The sequence below is a fragment of the Undibacterium sp. SXout7W genome, assembly GCF_049339385.1.
GTDB lineage: Bacteria > Pseudomonadota > Gammaproteobacteria > Burkholderiales > Burkholderiaceae_D > Undibacterium.
In genome coordinates this window covers 1-22,220 of record NZ_JBMPPF010000028.1, presented here as the reverse complement: position 1 = coordinate 22,220, position 22,220 = coordinate 1, and the positions used below count along the sequence as shown (strand labels likewise).

Annotated in this window: 20 protein-coding genes; 13 read left to right on the top strand and 7 right to left on the bottom strand. The window is 49.2% G+C overall.

The genetic code is table 11. From position 1 onward, the window contains the following. Positions 1 to 62 precede the first annotated feature (62 nt). Positions 63 to 1,919 carry a signal peptide peptidase SppA gene (gene sppA / locus ACO0LB_RS19595; protein WP_423052210.1) on the top strand — a complete coding sequence of 619 codons (1,857 nt, stop codon included), beginning with the start codon at positions 63 to 65 and terminating at the stop codon, positions 1,917 to 1,919. Between the two features lie 439 nt (positions 1,920 to 2,358). Here sppA and ACO0LB_RS19590 read toward each other — a convergent pair whose 3' ends face one another. Further along, on the bottom strand, positions 2,359 to 3,504 hold the full coding sequence (locus tag ACO0LB_RS19590; RefSeq protein WP_423052208.1) for an ATP-grasp domain-containing protein: 1,146 nt from the start codon (positions 3,502 to 3,504) through the stop codon (positions 2,359 to 2,361). A gap of 376 nt (positions 3,505 to 3,880) precedes the next feature. On the opposite strand from ACO0LB_RS19590, the gene minC reads away from it, so the two are divergent. The 10 genes from minC (at position 3,881) to prmC (ending at position 15,117) form a co-directional block, all read left to right on the top strand. Then, complete coding sequence (minC, locus tag ACO0LB_RS19585; protein WP_423052206.1) at positions 3,881 to 4,669, top strand: septum site-determining protein MinC; 789 nt, start codon at positions 3,881 to 3,883, stop codon at positions 4,667 to 4,669. A gap of 43 nt (positions 4,670 to 4,712) precedes the next feature. After that, positions 4,713 to 5,528: a septum site-determining protein MinD gene (gene minD, locus ACO0LB_RS19580; protein WP_423052204.1), complete on the top strand. Its 816-nt coding sequence runs from the start codon at positions 4,713 to 4,715 to the stop codon at positions 5,526 to 5,528. A 1-nt stretch (position 5,529) separates the two neighbouring features. Then, positions 5,530 to 5,793 (top strand): cell division topological specificity factor MinE, encoded by a 264-nt coding sequence (minE, locus tag ACO0LB_RS19575; protein ID WP_423052202.1) that lies wholly within the window; start codon positions 5,530 to 5,532, stop codon positions 5,791 to 5,793. A 371-nt stretch (positions 5,794 to 6,164) separates the two neighbouring features. Continuing rightward, positions 6,165 to 6,857: a response regulator transcription factor gene (locus ACO0LB_RS19570; protein WP_423052200.1), complete on the top strand. Its 693-nt coding sequence runs from the start codon at positions 6,165 to 6,167 to the stop codon at positions 6,855 to 6,857. A gap of 81 nt (positions 6,858 to 6,938) precedes the next feature. Beyond that, on the top strand, positions 6,939 to 8,639 hold the full coding sequence (locus ACO0LB_RS19565; protein ID WP_423052198.1) for a FecR domain-containing protein: 1,701 nt from the start codon (positions 6,939 to 6,941) through the stop codon (positions 8,637 to 8,639). Positions 8,640 to 8,650: 11 nt separating this feature from the next. After that, the gene (locus ACO0LB_RS19560; protein ID WP_423052196.1) at positions 8,651 to 11,062 is read left to right on the top strand and encodes a CHASE2 domain-containing protein; all 2,412 of its coding nucleotides are present in this window, start codon (positions 8,651 to 8,653) and stop codon (positions 11,060 to 11,062) included. An 80-nt stretch (positions 11,063 to 11,142) separates the two neighbouring features. Continuing rightward, positions 11,143 to 12,438: a glutamyl-tRNA reductase gene (gene hemA / locus ACO0LB_RS19555; protein ID WP_423052194.1), complete on the top strand. Its 1,296-nt coding sequence runs from the start codon at positions 11,143 to 11,145 to the stop codon at positions 12,436 to 12,438. 88 nt (positions 12,439 to 12,526) lie between these two features. Further along, a complete protein-coding gene (gene prfA, locus ACO0LB_RS19550) occupies positions 12,527 to 13,606 on the top strand; it encodes a peptide chain release factor 1 (RefSeq protein WP_423052192.1) in 1,080 nt (359 codons plus the stop codon). A 153-nt stretch (positions 13,607 to 13,759) separates the two neighbouring features. Beyond that, positions 13,760 to 14,269, top strand: a complete 510-nt coding sequence (locus ACO0LB_RS19545) for a disulfide bond formation protein B (protein ID WP_423052190.1) — start codon at positions 13,760 to 13,762, stop codon at positions 14,267 to 14,269. Continuing rightward, positions 14,269 to 15,117, top strand: coding sequence for a peptide chain release factor N(5)-glutamine methyltransferase (prmC, locus tag ACO0LB_RS19540; protein ID WP_423052188.1), 849 nt, complete (start codon positions 14,269 to 14,271; stop codon positions 15,115 to 15,117). Before ACO0LB_RS19545 ends, prmC begins: the two co-directional genes overlap by 1 nt. Before the next feature lie 164 nt (positions 15,118 to 15,281). On the opposite strand, the gene ACO0LB_RS19535 is transcribed toward prmC, so the two are convergent. Both ACO0LB_RS19535 and ACO0LB_RS19530 read right to left on the bottom strand, forming a co-directional pair. Further along, positions 15,282 to 16,517: a HAMP domain-containing sensor histidine kinase gene (locus tag ACO0LB_RS19535; RefSeq protein ID WP_423052186.1), complete on the bottom strand. Its 1,236-nt coding sequence runs from the start codon at positions 16,515 to 16,517 to the stop codon at positions 15,282 to 15,284. A 2-nt stretch (positions 16,518 to 16,519) separates the two neighbouring features. Then, positions 16,520 to 17,209, bottom strand: a complete 690-nt coding sequence (locus ACO0LB_RS19530; RefSeq protein WP_423052184.1) for a response regulator — start codon at positions 17,207 to 17,209, stop codon at positions 16,520 to 16,522. A gap of 300 nt (positions 17,210 to 17,509) precedes the next feature. Here ACO0LB_RS19530 and ACO0LB_RS19525 point away from each other — a divergent pair, with 300 nt between their 5' ends. Next, the gene (locus ACO0LB_RS19525; RefSeq protein ID WP_423052182.1) at positions 17,510 to 18,409 is read left to right on the top strand and encodes an intradiol ring-cleavage dioxygenase; all 900 of its coding nucleotides are present in this window, start codon (positions 17,510 to 17,512) and stop codon (positions 18,407 to 18,409) included. Positions 18,410 to 18,479: 70 nt separating this feature from the next. On the opposite strand, the gene ACO0LB_RS19520 is transcribed toward ACO0LB_RS19525, so the two are convergent. The 4 genes from ACO0LB_RS19520 to ACO0LB_RS19505 all read right to left on the bottom strand — a co-directional run bounded on the left by ACO0LB_RS19520 (position 18,480) and on the right by ACO0LB_RS19505 (position 21,560). Next, positions 18,480 to 19,160, bottom strand: coding sequence for a phage tail protein (locus ACO0LB_RS19520; RefSeq protein ID WP_423052180.1), 681 nt, complete (start codon positions 19,158 to 19,160; stop codon positions 18,480 to 18,482). 164 nt (positions 19,161 to 19,324) lie between these two features. Next, positions 19,325 to 20,344, bottom strand: a complete 1,020-nt coding sequence (locus ACO0LB_RS19515; protein ID WP_423052178.1) for a sulfotransferase — start codon at positions 20,342 to 20,344, stop codon at positions 19,325 to 19,327. A gap of 21 nt (positions 20,345 to 20,365) precedes the next feature. Continuing rightward, positions 20,366 to 21,094: an aspartyl/asparaginyl beta-hydroxylase domain-containing protein gene (locus tag ACO0LB_RS19510; protein ID WP_423052176.1), complete on the bottom strand. Its 729-nt coding sequence runs from the start codon at positions 21,092 to 21,094 to the stop codon at positions 20,366 to 20,368. A gap of 13 nt (positions 21,095 to 21,107) precedes the next feature. Further along, positions 21,108 to 21,560, bottom strand: a complete 453-nt coding sequence (locus tag ACO0LB_RS19505; protein ID WP_423052174.1) for a GNAT family N-acetyltransferase — start codon at positions 21,558 to 21,560, stop codon at positions 21,108 to 21,110. Between the two features lie 151 nt (positions 21,561 to 21,711). Between ACO0LB_RS19505 and ACO0LB_RS19500 the strand changes: the two genes are divergently transcribed. After that, a complete protein-coding gene (locus tag ACO0LB_RS19500; RefSeq protein ID WP_423052172.1) occupies positions 21,712 to 22,041 on the top strand; it encodes a DUF6916 family protein in 330 nt (109 codons plus the stop codon). Positions 22,042 to 22,220: the final 179 nt, after the last annotated feature.

Sequence of the window (22,220 nt, the reverse complement as noted above, 5' to 3'; positions counted from 1 at the left end):
GAGTCAATGTACTCATCCGAGTCATCGCCAGAACCATTCCCAACAGAAGAAAAAGGAAAAATATGAAACTCACCCCGTTCCGCTGGGTCGGCAAAGGATTACAACTGCTCTGGAGCGGTCTGGATATGGGCCGCAAGTTCATTCTGAACCTGTTGCTGCTCGCCGTGCTGATCGCCATCATCGTCAGCTTACTGAGCGGTGGTGTCAAAAAAATAGAAGACAAAACCGTATTGGTACTCAACTTTAAAGGAGCGCTGGTCGAGCAGCATACGGGCAGTGCACGCGAAACGCTGCTGGCAGAAGCACGTGGTGATACACAAAAAACCACGCAATTACGTGACATCCTGCTCGTATTGGAACAAGCAGGCAAGGACCCCAAAGTCGGCAGTGCCTTACTGTTACTCGACGATATGGGGGCAACCGGTTTGCCGATGTTACGCGAAGTGGCGTCAGCGCTGGAGCGCTTCAAGGCCAATGGTAAAACTGTCGTTGCCTGGGGTTCCAGCTACGATCAGCGTCAGTATCTGCTGGCAGCCCACGCCAATGAAGTTTATCTGCATCCGATGGGTACTGTGATGATGACGGGCTTTGGTAAATACAGAAATTACTATCGCGATGCCCTCGATAAACTCGGTATTACCGTCAATCTGCTGAAGGTGGGAACCTATAAAAGTTTTGCGGAGCCGTATATCGCCAACGAACCCTCCCCCGCTGCGGCAGAAGCAGATGCCTTTCTTTACAACGCCATGTGGAAAACCTACACAGACGATGTCGAAAAAGCGCGTCAACTGCCTGCTGATGCCATCATGCAAGGAATTAACCGCTTACCGGAATTGCTCAAAACAGCCAATGGCGATATCGCCCAACTGGCGCTGAATATGAAACTCGTCGATGGTCTGAAAACCCGTGACGAACTGCGCGATCTGATGTTGAAACGTAGTGCAAGGGATGAGCAGATCAAGAGCTTCCGTCAGATCAGTTTTGACGAGTATCTTTCACGGCAAAAACCTGCCTTCTCTGGCGATGCGGTCGGTGTGATCGTGGCAGCTGGTGAGATCAGCGAAGGGATTGCACCACCGGGTTCGATTGGGGGTCTGTCAACCGCCAATCTGATCCGCAAAGCACGTGAGGATGACGGTGTAAAAGCGATTGTGCTGCGCGTTGACTCGCCCGGTGGCAGCGCATTTGGATCGGAGCTGATACGACGCGAACTGGAGATCACCCGCAAAGCAGGCAAACCCGTTGTCGTTTCTATGGGAAATGTTGCTGCATCTGGTGGTTACTGGATTTCCATGGCGGCAGATGAGGTCATTGCGGACGCAGCCACAATCACCGGTTCTATCGGCGTCATCGCCATTTTGCCGACAGCAGAAAAAGCTACAGAAAGACTGGGTATCCACACCGCAGGCACCACCACCACATGGCTGGGAGACACCTTTAATCCACTGCGTCCGTTGAATCCGAAATTTGCAGAGTTATTGCAAAGCAGTATCAATCATACTTATGCAGAATTCACTGGCAAAGCTGCGCTGGCACGCAAGACAACGCCTGAGAAAATTGATGCCGTGGCACAAGGGAGGGTCTGGACTGGCGTGCAAGCTAAAGAACGCGGTCTGATTGATACCATCGGCAGTTTCGGAGATGCCATCCGGTCTGCTGCCGCCAAAGCGAAAATGGGGAATGATTATCGCATCAGTTACATAGAAAAAGAGCCATCAAAAGTGGATCGTATTTTTGAATTATTCAACACGCAGATCGCTGTCAGCTTGCAACATCAATTCAAACTGGCCATGCTGCCAACGGCAGTTCCCCCAGCGGCGGCAACTCAGATCCTGGATGATTTGTCATGGTTATCTGATGTCAGAAAAGAGGGCAAGGCATTCGCCGCTATTACTCATTGCCTTTGCACCGCACCTTAGCAACTGAACGGGTTAATCAAAGTTACCAGCGTCATCGGCGTCGGATATTCGAATATCCGGATATTTAACTATCCGGCTTAGGTAATAAAACATAGAAACATCAACACATAAAAAGCACTGCCTGAGATGACACGTCAGGCAGTGCTTTTTATTTAGTTCACCGGTTGTTTTGGCGTAGTTTTTATTGATGAGAACTGATGCAAGATTTCACAGAAGGTGCGATGGCGAAGACAGTACGTGCTTACACGGGTTTTGCACGGACTCTTTTTTTAGAGCTTGCGGTGTCCCTTCACAACAAGGATCCATAACGCCACTGCAGTGGCATCGCGTCAGTCCTGTTGATTTTAATGATAGCGTTGTTTGGTTTGTTTAATGGTGATGGCAACTGAGGTGCCCGAGGTCACTCAATTGATGGAGCTGATCAGTGGCAATGACAGCCCTAGCTTTTCAGGCATTTTTTAGCGATCTGACGCAGATTAAATAGAAGCAAGCCAGGCTCATGCCAATTCATTTCTCGCCACCAACGCGGCTGAATGCACCACTGAAACAGGCCTTTCATGTCACCTGCATCCAAGGCGCGAAATACATCTTGCGGAAACAATGGCAAAACAGGCTTCTTCGTTGTGCTCTGCTGCCACAACAAAGCAGCATCTGATACGGAAGATATTGCATCTTGATCGCGCGCCAGCATGCATTGGATGGCAGCAACAAAATCCACGTCCACATAACGTCCCAAATCCATTGTCAGCGTCGGGCGGAAATTTTGCTCAAGCAACACAATGTCCCCGGTTTCCTGCTGTTCAATAAAATCAATTCCACACATGCCATGAAATCCGGACAATTGCCCCAGCTTGCGCAACATCGACTCCAGTTGCGGAAAATACTTGAATTCAACCGCGGCAGAAGGACCGAGATCGCCCCAGGTGCGTGCACGGTAATACGAAAACCAGGCGATCAGTTGTCCATGACGATAGATAGCCGCAGCACTACCTACCCTGCCCTCGATAAATTGCTGGGCAATCACTCCATCGTCGCAGCGAATATTGCTCAAATCGGCGCTGCTCTTCGCTATCGATACCGTCAGACCTGCATATCCCTGTGCTTCCTTGACAACCAGCGGCCAGCCCAGTCTTTGTGCTGCGGTCGTTAATGCGTGGTGATCATGACAAATGTCAAAAGCAGGAACACGGATGCCTTGCTCCTGGCAACGCTGGATAAAGCTGGCTTTCGACGTGATGAAGTCGATCCCATCATGACCTTGCCTGCTGGGAAACAAAGCTTGCACCCAAGCTTCCGAACGTCGCTTTTCCAAGGCGTATAACAAAGGGTCGTCTCCGATCACAATCCAGTCATAAACGACGTCTGCCCTGCTCAGATGCGTTTGCAGTTCAGCAATCGCAATATCTGCGTTGCTAGAGCACAGGTGATGATGGCTGATGAAACGCGAACGTCCAACGTAGTTACCTGGTGGACCAAATACATGTACACCGCACCCTGCCTTCTGCAGCAAGGCTGGTAAGCGTGACAAGCCCTCCCAGAAAGCATGGCAAACGATCAGTACCTGAAATGTACGCGGATAAGCCACGAAACTCTCACTGTGCATTAAAAAATGGTCTTTATAATAATTTAAATCACTTTTAACAGATATCCGTTGTCACAATATTCAACAAATTATTCTGGCTTTCGTCGAAATCAACCGAAATACCGCGAAAAAAGCGACTTAACTAGTCATGCCAACAGTGATTTCAGGATAATGTGTGCATATTTTTGCAATCCCGTCCGTCAATTGGTAGGATTAGACAGGATTAAGCTTTTTAAAATGCGTTTCTGACAGATACCATCAATATTTCAGCAATCACTTGACATCCTGTTATCGCATCGTCTGCGGTTTTGTGAACGGATAACAATGGTTAATTGTTCATGCTTTACAGGCAGCTGCCCTTACATTTTTTACGAATGCCATGCAAAACAGTCTGACGCGCAAGCCCATAGAAATAAAAATTTCCACCGTTGTCGCGGTTGCCATTCTTCTCCATGAGGCCGCGATTCCGGTGCTAGAAGCAGCATTAAAAGAAATGACAGCCGGATCACCGGATTTTTTTGATGATGAATTTGCGGTCATCGATGTGGAGGCTATTGCTGAGCAGACCCTCGACTGGGACGCACTGATCCCGTTATTTAAGTCACATGGACTCAACCCTGTTGCAGTACGCCATGCCAATGACAACGATCATTCAGTGATACGGGCACATGGTCTGAGTATTGATGTCGTCAGCAAACCACGCCATGAGCCAGAAATTGTTGCCGCACCGGCAGCAACCGCAGCAACAGAAACGATTGAAACTGTTGTTCTGGCTGCTCCTGTGGCACCAGTTGCCGCACCTGAGCCGCAGATCATCGTGCGCAATAATCCGGCGATGGTGATTGATACGCCAGTACGCGCGGGTCAGAGAATCTATGCCAGAGGAGCTGATCTGATTATTACCGCTGCCGTGAACAATGGCGCAGAAGTCATCGCCGACGGCAGTATTCATATTTACGCGCCATTACGTGGTCGTGCACTGGCAGGCGCTACCGGCAATACCAGTGCCCGGATTTTCGCGTTGACAATGGAGCCAGAATTAGTCTCGATCGCAGGGATATACCGCACATTTGAACATGGTTTTCCTCCACTACAGGCGCATCATCCGGTACAAGTCCGGCTCAATGGTGAGAGTATTGAAGTATCATCAGTCAACTCGGCAGGCTGACGCCCTACATTTCAGTGATTTCGGATAAAAAAAGGAGTTTTTTGTGGCAAGAATTATCGTTGTAACATCCGGCAAGGGCGGAGTGGGGAAAACCACTTCCAGTGCGAGTTTTTCTTCTGGTCTGGCCATGCGCGGTCACAAAACGGCGGTACTCGATTTTGACGTCGGCCTGCGTAATCTGGATCTGATCATGGGATGTGAACGACGTGTCGTCTATGACCTGGTGAATGTCATCAGCGGTGAAGCAACGCTGAATCAGGCACTGATCAAGGACAAGCACTGCGACAACCTGTTCATTTTGCCCGCATCACAAACCCGTGACAAAGATGCATTGACTGAAGAAGGTGTGGAGCGCGTTCTGAACGATCTGATTAATATGGACTTTGAATTCATCGTCTGTGATTCTCCTGCCGGTATTGAGCGCGGCGCAGTCATGGCGCTCACATTTGCTGATGAAGCTATCGTCGTCACCAATCCTGAAGTATCGTCGGTACGCGACTCCGATCGCATACTGGGCATCATTCAGGCGAAATCCAAACGTGCACAAGCTGGTGGCGAACCCGTCAAAGAACACCTGCTGATCACCCGCTATTCTCCAAAACGCGTAGAAGCAGGCGAAATGCTGTCCTACACCGATGTACAGGAAATCTTGCGTATCCCATTGATTGGTGTTATTCCTGAATCAGAAGCAGTTTTACACGCATCCAATCAAGGTAATCCTGCTATTCACATGAAGGGCAGTGATGTGTCTGATGCTTATGAGGATGTGGTGTCCCGCTTCCTTGGCAAAGACGTCCCGCTACGTTTTATTAATTACGAAAAACCGGGTCTGCTGCAACGCATATTCGGAGGTAAATAACATGGCTCTGCTTTCTTTTTTATTCAATAGCAAACCCAAAACAGCCAATGTGGCAAAAGAGCGCCTGCAAATTATTATTGCCCGCGAAAGAACTGGCCGTGAAGGATATGATTTCCTGCCGGCATTACGGGAAGAGCTGATCGCAGTGATTTCCAAGTACACACATGTCAGTCCCGAAGATATTAAAGTGTCTCTGGACAGACAAGGCAATCTGGAAGTGCTGGATGTCAATGTGGTGCTGCCTGAAATGGAAATGCGCAGCTGAACTGCAGATACTCAGCAAATTGCGTGATACGTTGCAAGAACGACACAAGTAACACCGAGCACCAGTTGCTTACGTCAAACACCCAATCTCAGGAATAGCAGTACTACATTGCTATTCCTTGCTTTTCAGCAAGTTAAATACCCCAAAATATTCAAAATCCGTTTTTGTTGTAGTTTAAATGACAGCAAAATAGTAGCCTTGCGGCAACATAATAATACGTTGATAACAAACGTTAATTTCTTGGAAAAATAAGTAAGTATCTTGCTTTTTACATTTATTCACAGTTGGTCATATTTACTCAAATTTTTGCGCCCATTCGATATAATGTACTTTATTCCAATTTTTTTGCCGGACATCAACGGTAACACTCCATGAGAATCGCTGTACTTGACGACGACAATAATCTGCTTGAATTGGTCTGCACGATCCTGAATGCAGCCGGTCATACTTGCCACCCATTTCTGAGTGGAAAAGAAATGTTGCATCAACTCCGTCGAGAGAGTTATGACATGCTGGTGCTGGACTGGCAGGTGCCGGATCTGAGTGGAACAGAAATTTTGCATTGGGTCAGGGAAAAACTATCCCCTAACCTTCCAGTATTGTTCATGACCAGCCGTTCCGGAGAGGATGATATCGTTGCAGGTCTTGCCGCCGGTGCGGATGATTACATGATCAAACCAGTTCGCCGTAGTGAACTGGTAGCGCGCGTACAAGCCCTGCTACGTCGGGCCTATCCGGCACAAACAGCATCTGAGCATTTGCAATTTGGCATTTACAAATTTGAAACCCGTGCCGGACGCGTCAGCGTCAACGATGTCGCGGTAGAAATGACACAAAAAGAATTTGACCTCGCATTACTGTTGTTCCGCAACCTTGGCCGCCCATTGTCGCGCGCCTACATCCTGGAGGCCGTCTGGTCACGGGATGTCGATATCCCTTCGAGAACGATGGATACGCATATCTCCAGAGTTCGCAGCAAACTTGAACTAAGGCCTGAAAATGGCTATCGACTTGCTCCGGTCTACAGTTACGGATATCGCCTCGAACAAGTTACCGCAGAATAAATTTTACAGAGCCAGTCACATACTGGCTCTGTTTGCATTTTAGTTTCCCTCTTAGTTCCACACCAATCACAGGAGTCACGCATGAGACGACCATCCGCCACTCTCTTGCGGCAATGTTGTATCACTGTTGCTTTTGCAAGCAGTTTCGCATTTACGTCGGAAGCCTTCGCAGCTAAAACCACCGGCGAACCCGGCAGCGTTATGAATACTCCGCCGGATATGACTTACTTCGCTTTGCAAGGCGATACGTTGTCAGCCATCTCCAAGCGCTTCACCAACAAAACGCAAAACTGGACGATCCTTAGCAAACGCAACAAAATCGGCGACGATAGAGCAATCCCTATCGGTACCGCCATTCTTGTCCCACTGGAATTGCTTCCGGAAGAAGATAGCGAAGCCAGAGTCATCGCGATGGCAGGTAGCTCGACGATCAAACCACTGAACGGCAGTGAAGCACCTCTGAATCTCGGCGCGGTACTCAAAGAAGGCGCTCAGATCACCACGGGCAAAAATGGCTTTCTGACACTGGCACTACCAGACGATTCACGTATTTCGATTCCCTCTAACAGTCAGGTCAGCCTGGATAAATTACGCAAGACTAAATACACCAGTAGCCCAAGAACGGAAATTGGTTTGCTTCAAGGAAAAATCGAGTCTCGTGTCAGCTCCCTCGAAAGCAACAAGGGGCGCTTTGAAGTACGTTCCCCCCTGGCCATCGCCGGTGTGCGTGGAACGCATTTCCGTGTTGGTGTCAATGACAATGGCATTGTCAATGAAGTCCTGACAGGTGGTGTGGCAGTAGCCAAAAATACGGCAAAGAAAACGAATACGCTGCTGCTGACTCCGGGCAAAGGCAATCTGATCCGTGAAGATGGCGTTGGTCAGGCAGTCGATCTGCTGCCACCACCAGAACTCAACGAAGGATATGCGCAACAGAATCGCCCCACAGTACAGTTCACCGTGAATCGTCATGCGGACGCCAATGCTTTCCGGGTACAAATCGCCAGGGATGCAGAGATACAGGATGTACTGACAGAAAATCGCTTTAAGGAAAACCGCTTCCGCTTCGATGGTCTAGACGATGGAGCATATTTCGTACGTATCACGGCTATCGATGCTTCAGGCATTGAAGGTATCCCTCTGGTTCGCGGCTTCCATCTGAAAGCACGTCCTGAACCCCCATTTACTGTGGGACCAAAAAAGAAAGCACGCACAGAAAAAGTGGAATTTTCCTGGGCAGAAGCCATCAACGCTAAGGCATATCACTTGCAGGTCGCGACAGATGCCGATTTCGGCCATGTCGTGATGGATAAAACAGATATCAGCGAAGTCAGCGTCACTAATGACCAACTGAAACCAGGTAATTATTTCTGGCGGGTCGCCACTGTTATCCAAAAAAATGAACAGCAAGACCAAGGCCCATACAGTGATGTACAGGCATTCGCCTTGTTGCCAGCGCAGACAATGAGCGCCATCAGCGATACCGGCAGCAGTCAGATGTCATTTAGCTGGTCATCAGAACCGGGACAAACCTTCCAGGTGCAGATCAGTCAGGATGCGACGTTCAAGCAACTCTACCTGAATCAGGAATTAAGTCAGCCTGAATTGTCTATTCCACGTCCGCCTGCGGGTCAGTACTTTATCCGTGTCAAATCCACGGATCCTGATGGCTATGTCAGTCCCTTTTCTGCAACGCAGAAAATCACGCTGCTACCACGCTGGACTGATAGCTATGGCAATGCCATCGGCTCCGGTACTGGCATGGTCGGCACTAACTTCTGAACGCACCCGCGATGAATGAGCAACGTCCACGTGCGCAACGTATCGCTTTACGCGAGTGGCTGATACTAAGCACTTTGATGCTGGCCCTGACCGTTGGTCTGGCTGGCTGGCGGCTGGCTGACAGAGTTGATCAGGTCTTTTATGACAGACTGATGCAGCTCAGTACGCGTGATGCACGTGACGACATCATCATCGTTGCGATTGATGATTACAGTATCAACGAGCTAGGAAAATGGCCGTGGCCAAGAGCACTTCATGCAGAAGTGCTCAAGCAAATCAATGCAGCCAATCCATTGGCCATTGGGATTGATATTTTATTCTCAGAGCCGGAACAAAATAATGGCAATAGCGCGCTATCCGATGGCGATCAGCGACTGGCTGAAGCCATCACTCTGAGTAATAAAGTAGTTCTTCCTCTGGTATCAAAAAACTCTGGCCAAGGCTTGGTGGCGGCAAAACCACTCCCCCTGTTTGCCAATGCTGCCAGACAATTAGGGCACATCCATCTGGAACTGGATAAAGACGGGATCGCACGCAGTACATTTTTGCGTGAAGGAATACATGGTGAATGGTGGCCGCATTTTTCACTCGCGCTAAAAGATGTAGCGAAAAAAATCGCTCCCGGTACGGAGAAAAATCTCCCCGGGGCACGATTACCGGCATCCTTGCGTAAAGATCAGAATGACTCCTCTTTGTGGCAACGTGATTATCAGATGCATATCCCGTTTTATGGCAGCAGCGGTCATTTTCAGTCAGTTCCCTATGCTGCGGTATTGCGGGGAGAAGTTCCACCTAATTTTTTCGACAATAAATATGTGCTGATCGGGCCAACTGCCATCGGTATGGCAGACTCTTTTCCAACACCTGTGTCCGGCAATGAAGGCATTATTTCCGGTGTTGAAATCAATGCCAATATTCTGGCAAGTCTGTTGGATGAGCGCAGTATTACCCTGAGCACTCCATTTGAAGTCGCGCTCTATAACCTGTTGCCCGTATTGCTGGCTCTGATGGCGTATCAGATGCTATCGCCGCGCAAAGCGCTGTTTGCCACACTGGCTTTGATCAGCATGACTTTCGTGATCAGCTTTTTCGCTCTGCATTCTGCCGGCGTATGGCTGCCACCATCCGCCGCGCTCATCGCATTGATAATTGCCTACCCGCTATGGAGCTGGCGCCGCCTGGAAGCTGCTATTACTTATCTGGGCGAAGAATTCAAACGACTGGAAGAAGAGCCGCATTTATTGCCAGAACTCGTGGCGGACGAGAGTGATGCGATTAAAATTGATCTGACAGACACGCTGGAACAAAGCATTAATGCCATGCGTGAAGCTGCAAACCGTGTGCGCGATCTGCGACAGTTTGTCAGCGATAGTCTCGCCAGCCTGCCTGATGCCACACTGGTCACCACAACGGACGGCAATGTGCTGCTATCCAATAAGGCTGCACGCGACTATTTTGCAAAGATCGGTGTGCCGCAAGTCAACGATGCACTGGTGCCATATTTATTTTCGACTATGTCACCACCGCAAACCCAGATTCAGGGGCAAGATAATAGTTTCAGCTGGTGGAACCTGCTAGACCTCAACCACACAAACAGTATGATACAAGGCATAGAAGTCAGGGACAGCCTGCAACAGGATTTACTGATCAAGAGCGCGCCTTGCCATAATGCATCTCAACAATTGGTGGGCTGGATTGTCAGCATCATCGACATCACCAGCATTCGCGCAGCGGAGCGCAGCAGAGATGAAACACTGCATTTCATTTCACATGACATGCGTGCGCCACAAGCGTCAATACTCGCTTTACTGGAGATGCAACAAGATCCGCTCACAGCGTTACCGCAGTCAGAATTTTTGTCACGGATAGAGAAAGCATCCCGTACGACACTGGGACTGGCGGACAATTTTGTCCAGCTGGCAAAAGCAGAGTCACAGGATTATCGTTTTGAAGAGGTGGATTTTCAGGATATTCTGATTGATGCCACAGAAGAAATGTGGTCACTGGCAAAAGGCAAGAATATCCGCATCAAAACCGATATTCAGGATGTTGAGTATCCGGCCAGAGTTGATCGTGGGCTGATCACCAGAGTGCTGACGAATCTGATTTCGAATGCCATCAAATATAGCCCCAGAGACACGACCATTACCTGCACACTCCGTCTGGATCCGCAACTCGCCGGAGCAGATATTCTGTGCTCCATCAGCGATCAGGGCTACGGCATACCACGAGCCGACCAATCGAAGCTGTTCCAGCGTTTTCAACGCTTCAAAAGCGGCGAACAGGCCAGCAGCGATGGTGTAGGGCTGGGCATGGTGTTTGTAAAGGCTGTTCTGGACCGACATTTTGCAAAAATCGATTTCAGCAGCGCGCCAAACGAAGGTAGTACTTTTAACATTAAAATGCCAGCAAATCTGATTTGATGTGCATCAAGCAGGTGCTGCACGAAAAAAACAACAGCAACGCGTTATAATGACGACTTGTTTTATCGCCCTTCACTTGCATGCAACTGTCCGCCGTTGGCCTCAACCATACGACTGCTCCGCTGTCCTTACGCGAAAAAGTCGCCTTTGCTCCTGATCAGATCGGTCAGGCGGTGGTTGCTGCGCGCGCCTGGTTTGGACGTGAAAATAGCCAGAATAGCAACCAACAAAATAGCCCAGGAAACGAAGCCGCTATTTTATCTACATGCAATCGCACCGAACTGTATGCAGCCTGCTCGGCTGACAATCCAGTCGATGCAACCGGACATTTTCTGGCGAATTTTCATCAATTGCCCTACAGTGAACTTCGTCCTCACTTGTATACACTGCCGCAAGACAATGCCGTGAGACACGCATTTCGTGTGGCATCCGGTCTGGACTCTATGGTGCTGGGAGAACCCCAGATTCTGGGGCAGATGAAAGATGCAGTTCGCCAGGCGGATGCCGCTGGCGGACTAGGAACCTATCTGCATCAGATGTTTCAGCGTACCTTTGCCGTAGCCAAAGAAGTCCGCAGCACGACTGAAATCGGTGCGCACAGCGTCTCTATGGCTGCAGCAGCCGTACGTTTGTCACAACGTATTTTCGACAAAATTGCAGACCAGCATGTTCTGTTTATCGGTGCTGGCGAAATGATAGAACTGTGCGCAACCCACTTTGCCGCACAAAATCCAAAATCACTGACCATTGCCAACCGCACACTGGAACGTGGTGAAGCACTTGCCCACCGCTTCAATGGTAAAGCGATCCGCCTTGCCGATCTGCCACAACAACTGGCGCAATTTGACATCATTGTCTCCTGTACCGCATCTTCATTACCAATCATAGGTTTAGGACTGGTAGAGCGTGCGGTCAAAACCAGAAAACATCGCCCTATTTTTATGGTCGATCTGGCAGTACCACGCGATATCGAACCAGAAGTCGGGCAACTCGACGATGTTTTTCTGTATACCGTCGATGATCTGGGTACTGTCGTGCAGACTGGCATAGAAAACCGGCAGGCAGCTGTTGCTCAAGCCGAAGTCATTATCGAAACCCGGGTTCAGTCTTTTATGCACTGGATTGACGGACGTGCTGTAGTCCCTGTTATCCAGGATTTACATGAAAGCAGTGAACAGCTACGACTGATGGAACTGGAACGTGCCCGGAAGATGCTGGCACGCGGCGATCATATTGATGCTGTACTGGAAGCCCTGTCCAAGGGTATTACTGCCAAATTTCTGCACGGCCCGCAACAGGCGTTGCATCAGGCCAGCGGCGACGAACGCGCCCGTCTCGCCGTTCTGCTGCCACAACTCTTCCGCGCCAAACGTTAGCTCAGGCATCAGTCTTTCCGGACTGTTTTCCCTGTTCAGGCTACAACTATTGCAGCCTCCTCATTTCTGTCTCTGACACTGATATCGTATGAAACCCTCAATGCTTTCCAAGCTGGATCAACTGGCTGAACGTTTAGATGAAGTCAAGCACCTGTTGATGCAGGAAAATGCGACTAACGACATGGATAACTACCGCAAGCTCAATCGTGAACATGCGGAGCTGGAGCCACTGGTCGAGTTATATCAGAATTATCAGCAGACGCAATCTGATATCGCTGAAGCACAAGAGATGCTCAGTGATCCCGAGATGAAGGCATTTGCACAGGATGAAATCGAAGCTGGCAAAGACAAAATTCTCATGCTGGCCAGTGATCTGCAAAAAATGCTGCTGCCAAAAGACCCTAACGATGAACGCAATATCCTGCTCGAAATCCGTGCCGGTACAGGAGGTGATGAAGCCGCATTATTTGCTGGCGATCTGTTACGGATGTACACGCGCTTTGCCGAGCGTAACCGCTGGCAAGTAGAAATGATGTCCGAGTCCGCCTCCGAACTGGGCGGATACAAAGAGGTGATCGTGCGTATCGCCGGTTTGGGTGCTTATTCGAAACTTAAATTTGAATCCGGCGGTCATCGCGTACAACGCGTCCCGGCAACTGAAACTCAGGGCCGCATCCACACCTCTGCCTGCACCGTCGCCGTGATGCCAGAAGCCGACGAGCTTGCTGATGTCGTCATCAACAACGCCGATTTACGTATTGATACCTTCCGCGCCAGCGGTGCCGGTGGGCAGCACATTAATAAAACCGATTCCGCTGTACGTCTGACCCATATTCCCACAGGGATCGTGGTCGAATGTCAGGACGGGCGTAGTCAGCATCAGAATAAGGCGCAAGCCATGCGCGTACTGGCGACCCGCATTATGGACGGGCAGTTGCGCGAGAAACAGGCCAAAGAAGCGGCTACCCGGAAAAGCCTGATCGGTTCCGGTGACCGTAGCGAGCGTATTCGTACTTATAACTACCCGCAAGGCCGCATGACAGATCACCGTATCAATTTAACACTGTATAAACTCGACTTTATTATGGATGGTGATCTGACTGAACTGACCAATGCCCTGGTCGCAGAACATCAGGCAGAATTACTGGCGGAACTTGGTGACGATTAACTGCTCTAATATGCATAAATAAGCACTCAGATAAGCACTTCGTGTTCTGCTACAGATAATATTGGTCCTTTAACCAGCAGCCATCTATTGCCAATCGGATGCAAGTCAGCCGACACGCCGTTGGCTCCCGTTCACTTTTCCCGGATAGATTCAATGCAATCATCTACACCCGCTAAACCCATTTTGTTTGGCATCGCTTTTTTGTGCATCGCATTACTAGGCGTTGCCCTGTATTTGCAACAGATCGAACATATGCTCCCTTGCCCCCTCTGTGTCATGCAGCGTTATGCATTTATTGGCATCGCGCTGAGTTGCCTGATATCGGCAGGTAACTCAGGCACCACCCGCCGCATCAGTATCGCGCTGGGGCTGGCATCTGCACTAGCGGGCATCGGCGTCGCTTCTTATCATCTCTACGTGCTGGCCAATCCAGCCATGTCTTGCGGTATTGATCCACTGGAAACAACCGTGAATAAAGTCTTTCTGGCGCAATGGTTGCCAGTGTTGCTGAAAGCCGATGGATTCTGTGACACACCTTATCCACCGATTCTGGGATTGTCGATTCCCGCGTGGGCCATGATCTGGTTTGTAGTGATTGCTATCACGCTGTTCACATTGCTATTGCAGCGTCAAAGACAAGGTATTTTCGGGAAACACAGATAATGCAGACAACGCCTGATGACGCGCAGCAAAGTAACCTGTCCATCGCAGAATGCCTGCAACAGTCAAGTCTGGACAAACTGGAAACACGTATCTTACTGATGCACGTCACGGGCTACACCCGTATCCAATTAATTACCCGCTCCGATACCCTGCTGAGTTCTGAGCAAGTACATGCAGTACAAACACTGATACAACGACGGCTAAACGGCGAGCCTGTTGCTTATCTGACGGGGGAACGTGAATTTTTCGGCCTGTCTTTTCATACCACGCCAGATGTACTGATTCCGCGTGCTGATACCGAACTATTGGTAGAACTGGCCTTGCAATATGCTCCCGAAAACAGCACTCTGCTAGATATGGGAACGGGTTCCGGTGCCATTGCCATTGCGCTTGCACATAGCCGGCCAAACTTGCGCATCACAGCGGTGGACATCAGCATCAACGCCTTACAAATCGCTGAAGGCAACGCTCAGCAGCATCAAACAGAACGTCGTATCCGTTTCTTACAAAGTAACTGGTATTCCGCACTGGACGACACGCTCTTCCACACCATCGTCAGTAACCCACCGTACATCGTGAGCAACGATCCACACCTGAGTCAGGGTGATCTGCGCTTTGAACCCATCAATGCCCTGACAGATCACGCAGATGGACTCACTGCCTACCGCCATCTGATTGCCAATGCCAGACAGCATCTGATGCCGGGTGGCTATCTACTGATGGAACATGGCTATGATCAGGCAGCTGCCGTGCGTCAACTACTGATACAGGCAGATTTTCTGGAAGTGCAAAGCTGGCGTGATTTGGCAGGAATAGAACGAGTTTCCGGTGCACGATTACCATACTGACCAGTCACCTCAGCGCACCAGCCGTGCAGTCAAGCGTCAGAGGGCATGAACGGACACTGTGGCCACCACCAGGAAGAACCGTTCAATAAACGTAGTAAGCGTCATTCCACATATTCAAACACCCTGAAACACCCTCAAACGCATTCAAGAACATTCAAGCGCATTCAACACAAGCCAGTTGCGACCGGTAATACGATGTAGACACACAAACCTCCTGCATGTCGATTGGAGGCGCTGATACTACCACCGTGCGCAAGGATCACTCGTTGCGCAATCGCCAGTCCCAAGCCATAACCCTCACTGTTCTGGCTATGCTGCTGGTTCTGATGACCACGATAAAATGCGTCGAAGATCATTCCCAACTCCTGCTCCGGCACACCCGGTCCCTCATCCATGACCGTCACCATCAGCCGCGTATCGCGTTTTTCCGCTGTCAGCGTAACGCGAGTGTCTGGCAAGGTATAACGAATGGCATTGCGCAATACATTTTCGCAGGCACGATACAATAATTCATAACGCCCCTGTATGGTCACATCTGACAATGCCTGTAGATCACACTGCGCCTCGAAGCGCTTACCCGATGTCCCTGCTTCAAAGCTGATATTGTCCACCAACTCACCCAGCAACTCATCGACGTGGATAATGTCCATACCGATTCCAGCGCCAGCCTCCAGACGTGACAGCGTCAGCAGCTCGCCTACCAGCTTGTCCATGCGGTTAGCTTCCAGCTCCATTCTTTGCATATAAGTTTCTGCACGCTCAGGTTGTTGACGTGCCAATCCTATCGCGGCCTGTAGCCGGGCCAGCGGGGAACGTAGCTCATGCGATACATCGTGCAACAAGCGCCGCTGGCTGTGGATGGAGCCAGTCAGCTGTTCCGCCATACGATCAAAATCCTGCCCCAGATCACTTAGTTCATCGCGCCGTTTTCCCATGGTTTGCCCAACTCTTGCCTGCAAATCTCCCGAGGCGATCTGATGAAACACATCGCGCAAGCGCCTGATCGGATGCGCCATGTACCACGCCATCAATGCGGCAAATACCAAGCTGGCAAAGAATCCGGCGATCAGTGGTAAAAATGCGTGCAGATCATGACCATCCGGGCCTTTATCATGGCGATGAGGTGGATTTGTACCGTGTAAATCGTGTGGTTCATGTGGTTCATGTGGTTCATGCTGCGCATGACCTTCCGGGAACAAGCCTGCCCCCTCCTCATGCGAATGCGGTGGTCGACGATGTTCACGCACAGTATCGGATGCCAATTTCTCAGCGTCACCCAATGCAGCCTCAGCGACTAATTCATTACGGTGCTTGAGCCAGAGTGTGCCGCTGATACCGAATATCGCCGTCAGCTGTGCCAGCCAGATGAAAAAAAAGAATTTCCAGAACAGACGCCCCACGCTTATTCCCTCGTCAGCATGTAGCCTTGCCGGTAAACGGTTTGTATCACCGTACGACCTTCGGCATGGGCATTGATTTTCTGTCGTATGCTACTCAGATGGACATCAATATTACGATCAAAACGTGCCAAAGGACGTCCCAGTCCCTGCTCTGATAATTCATGCTTACTGACGGTACGGCCCGCATTTTTGGCCAGTACTTCCAGCAAGCTGAATTCGGTGCTGGTCAGCTCAAGCAGTTGCTCATTCCACTCTGCCCGCCGCTGACTTGGCCAGAGACGTAAAGCACCGATCTGCATCACTTGCGCATCCGGCAGTCCATGACGACCGGTCTGGGTGCGACGCAGGATAGCGCGTAGTCGTGCCAATAGCTCGCGGGGAGTGCAAGGCTTAGGAACATAATCGTCGGCACCGAGTTCCAACCCAATAATCCGGTCAACATCGTCCCCACGCGCTGTCAGCATCAAGACCGGAATCCGGCTTTCAACACGGATACGACGCAACGCATCCAAACCATTCATCCGTGGCATCATCACATCCAGCACAACAATTTCATGGCGTCCCGACAACGCTTCGATTACCGCCTGCTCACCATGATGAACTGCCGTAATCTGAAAATCTTCGCGCTCAAGGTACTCTTTGAGCATCTCTACCAGCTCAATATCGTCGTCTGCAATTAATACATGGGTCATGTTTGTCTGCTATGTCTGCTACGTCTATGTTGCTGGTTCTGCTGGTTCTGCTATTTCTATCCGCTCGCCAGCGATACCGATACCGCCATCGCTATCGGCGGAAATGTGAACGATCATAACAAAACTCCATGAGCGCATCCGGATATTTACCCGGTTTTACAGATCAGCACATCGACTACCGTGCGGCACTCACGCCACTGACGCTGGATACATCCTTACGGAGATTTACCTTTTCTTTACCGCGCTTTACAACTACCGGATTCAAAATAAGCCATCTCCCTGACTCTTTCTTTTGACACTATGAGCAAGCATCATCACACTCTTGAGCATGATCTGAATACCTTACTCGATACGGCAACAAACCGCAGGACCATGTTACGCTGGCTCACAGCGGGCGGGGCAAGCGCGATTTCTCTGGCGGCTTGCGGCGGCAGCACGACGACTGGAACATCTGGTACCACAATCAATGTCGGTGCAACGACAGGAACTACCTCCGGATCAACGTCAGGTACCACTACCGGAACAAGCAGCACAGGCAATACCAGCAGCGCCTCCTGTTCCGTGATCCCGGAGGAAACCGCAGGCCCCTATCCTGGTGACGGCAGCAATACGAGTAGCGGCAGCATTGCCAATGCACTCCTGCTCTCCGGCATCATACGTAGTGATATACGTTCCAGCATTGCAGGCGCCAGTGGCGTGGCACAAGGAGTCCCGCTGACAATCAAACTGCAACTGGTCAATACCAACGCCAGTTGTGCATCTCTCACGGGATATGCGATTTACCTATGGCATTGTGATCGTGACGGTAATTATTCCATGTACTCCTCCGGCGTCACCGGCGAGAACTATCTGCGGGGCGTCCAGGAAACCGATAGCAATGGCGCTGTCAGTTTTACCACCATCTTTCCGGGCTGCTATTCTGGCCGCATTCCGCATGTACATTTCGAAATCTACCCAAGTCTGAGTAAAGCCAGCAGCGCGGCAAATAAAGTGAAAACTTCGCAATTCACCTTCCCGATGACAACGTTGAGTGAGGTCTATCAATCAACCGGTTACAGCACCAGCGTACGTAACCTGGCACAAATCAGCTACGCCAGCGATAACGTGTTCAGTGACGGCACCAGCCTGCAAATGGCCAGCATGACCGGCAACGCCACGCTCGGTTACACAGCCACATTAACCGTCGCTATTTCGGCCTGATCAGTCAACACTGCACTTAAAAAAATAGCGCGAATCAATCGCGCTATTTTTTACCAAATACACATCTCGTTTAGTTTCGCGCAGGAAAAATACCTTCCATCGCAATGATGTAATTCAAGCCAAGATAGGGCTGCATATTAGAGATTGTTGCGGTGGTAGTAACTGGGGCAGTGACCGGTGTTCCATTGCCAGTATTCGCATTTGTCACCGTCCCTGTGCCTGTAACAGTTGTCGTCACACCACCTAATGCTACAGGAGCAGTCGGTGCAGTATTGGCTGGCAGAAAAACTGCTGCTGCAGATGCTTGCCCAGGTGAAGTGCTGGTCAAGCCACCATTACTGGGAACAGCGGCGATACCTCCATTAGTTCCAGTACCCACATTAATAGTTGTACGGCCAGACAAACCTGACAGATTTAATGTTGCGGTATGGGTATGAGAAGGCAGATTTGCCTGCGATAAAGTAACGGAGACTGTGCCACTTCCAATTACTGTTGCATTATTCGCACCTGCTTTTTCACCTTGAACCACGTTTGATAAACCTGGACCTTGTGCCTGAGAGCCAACGACGACGCGGCCACGCAGGTCAGGGATACCAAATGTCACTTGTCCGTCACCACCATACATTGTTCCCAACAACGCAAACATGGCAGAATTTTGAGCAATCGGCACAGTCTGTCCATTACAAAACACCCAGCCGCGTGGGGGATAATTAAAACCGACAGCCATTACCGTTCCAAGAAATGCATCCATTATTATTACTCCAGTCAAAATAGCAGTTGAAATATACGTCTGTAATTCCGTTGATGAAGGCGTGCTTTTTAAAACAACAATTAATTTCATAAAAAGCAAATCAATTCTACAATTTTTATAGATAAAACACACTGCCAATTGACTGATTGGATGAAAATCACATTTCACCCTGTACGATTTTTTTCTAACAGCTCGTACATCTGATTCACCTGCATCAACAAATTCGACAAACAGTGTGTCTGTGTCGCCTTCGTATCCGAGACAGGGTCTCCCTGAAATTCAAGATGCCGGTGCTTTGAATGCAAGCGTGAACGTTCCTGCATCGTCTTTAGTTGTACTTCTGTGCACTGCATTCCAAATACTGACAACAATTCTTGCCATAACACGGAAGGTAACTGTGAATAATTCAAAAGAAACAGTTTGTCCGATGCCAAACATTTAACACCTTCCGCAAACATGGCTGTCAACATTGCCGCCGTATAAGCATCGAGATCGGCAACAGCAACGGTCGAAAAATCAGGCTGAAGACGGGACGTATCCAATAGGCCGGGTATCATCTGTGGCCCACGCTGGCGTTGATGCGATCGCAATACTTCCTCTGGTTGCCGATATAAAAAAATTACAGGTGTATCCGGAAATACTTCGTGTACAAAATTGACCCAGGGTAAATGCCAGCTATCCAATTTAATAAAAAAATGTTTTTCATCACCGCTTCTTTTTTGCCCCAGCATATGTAGCAAATCCCGGAATAGCTGCGCTGGATCAGAGAGCCCGGGATGTGACTGATAATATCGAAAGAACGCATCCAATACCGGAGGCTCAGATGCAACAACAGAGGACTCCAGCGATGCCAGCATTTGCGTGAGCAAAGTCGAACCGCAACGCGATACATGAAAAATGAATGCCGTTGGTGTGATTCCTTCCACCTCTCCAGTTAATTGATGCAGCACTGCCAATGGGGTGCGACATACGCGTCTGTCATTGACGTCTTGTCGGCTCAGACTATCTTGAAAAAATGACTCAAGAAAGCGTGTACTGCCCATATGACGCCACCATAAAGTCGCACTTTCTTCTGAAATCAATACTGGAAACCAGCCATACATGGATTGGAGGTGTCGATAATCAACTTCTACCCCTCGCAATAACACTCTTTCTTCTGCGGCAAAACCTGTGGGCACATTCATTTTTATATATATAAAGATTAACTATGAACGACAGTCTTTTAACTGACTATCTCGAATAGCCTCAAGGCGATCCGCAATATTTGCAGCTGCCTCCCCCTGCGCAACACGAAGTAATGCAATCACTTCACTCACGTTATCATCGTGAATGGCAGGATCTCCGTAGATAGGCGCTGCTCTTGTAACGCCACCAGCATCAACAAACGCCTTTTCAAGCCATTCATTAGTAACGCAATCAATCAACAGATGAACCCGGGATTCAGAGCCAGGATTAAAAACCTCATGCATACAAGCCGCATTCAAATACCAGACATCACCGGCAGAAAAATGCACATCCTCGCCATCAATCGTAAAAAGGACGTCTGGTGTTGTCGTAATCGGAATATGCAATCGTGTAATGCCGTCATCCAATGAAGCGCCAGAATCCCGGTGAGGCTTGATATAAGCACCAGCAGCAAGCGACATCAAACGTACCGATGTTTTTTCACATGCAAAAAAATTCAGAATTTCCTGTATATAAGGACAAGCATCAAGAAGCACCGTATCTTGAAAGAGACCGTCGTTCAGCGGCACGATGTGATCAACGCTCCCACCAACAGAACGGAGCGGTAAACATAACCAGTCATTTTCATATGCACTGGTATTGAAATGCTTTATCCATTCTGATTTTTCCAGCTGCGACAACTCAGTCTGTAAACGAACCAGATCAAACGAAAAAGGTAGTTTCAGATAACGGCTAGGCAACAGTGTCATGTGATATCTCCATTCAACATAAGCATGCTTGTGAGGTCTCCTTCATCGCATCTCGCCAATGCATTTGTTCAAATATCGCATCAACGCTATGTGTGACAAATCCCATATCAAAGTATAGATTCCGCGCTGGAATATTCGTGGATTCAACGGCTAAACTCATGCCAAGATCTTTCTGCATCGCCATCGCCTGCAACGCCGCCAATACGGCACGTCCAATACCCTGGCGCTGCCTTGATGGCATGATCGCAATATCGATTAAACGGATATCAGTAACCCCGAAATCGATAACAACCCGGCCAATTGATTGATCAGGCTCGGCAATAATCAAGTGCTGAGCATCAGGAAAACTTTGTTCCATTCCCTGCATCTGAATTTTTTGCTGCATGGCAATCATGCTACCGATAAACGCCTCATCCACTTCCAATAAGCGTAAATCACCACGGCGGCTCGCATATAATTCCGCCAAAAAAACTGAATCCCTCTCTTGTACATATCGTAAATGCCGATTGCCAGGTAATTTATACACAACCACTCCCAAGATGGTTAAAATAACATGGTTGTTATCCTGCCTATGTTCGCACTACCTTGCAAGTCAAATACTTATCTTGGTTAAATCTATGCACACGTCCTATTTGCAATTCAACTCACTCCTCGGTAATGTATTTCGCATAGAAACAACCATTGGCGATGTTGACCTGCAACTGATCGAAGTTGAAGAGCGGCGGCGTCAAGGCTTACCTGACAACTTCCCGACACCGGTTTTGCTCATTTTTTCAGGTTCAGGCAACAGATTGCTTGCACAGGATAATTACCTTGTTCGTCATCCTGTACTTGGGCAACAGATTTGGTTTATTGCCCCGGTGATGCCGGATTTTTCGCAAGGACAGCATCTTCAGCTACACCCTGATGGTAGTCGCTGTATGTACTACCAGGCTTTTTTCAGTTAATGTGGCATTAATAACAAATATTTGCTGAATAAATAACATAATAATGACTTCGTTCATATTGTATAAATGCATACTGATTTGATATTTTTTTAATTTATTTTTGCCCGATAAATGCAGTGATACCGTCGTGTCGGTAAGTCAGATACCACTCGACATTGTCCCGCATTCATGTGGCAGAT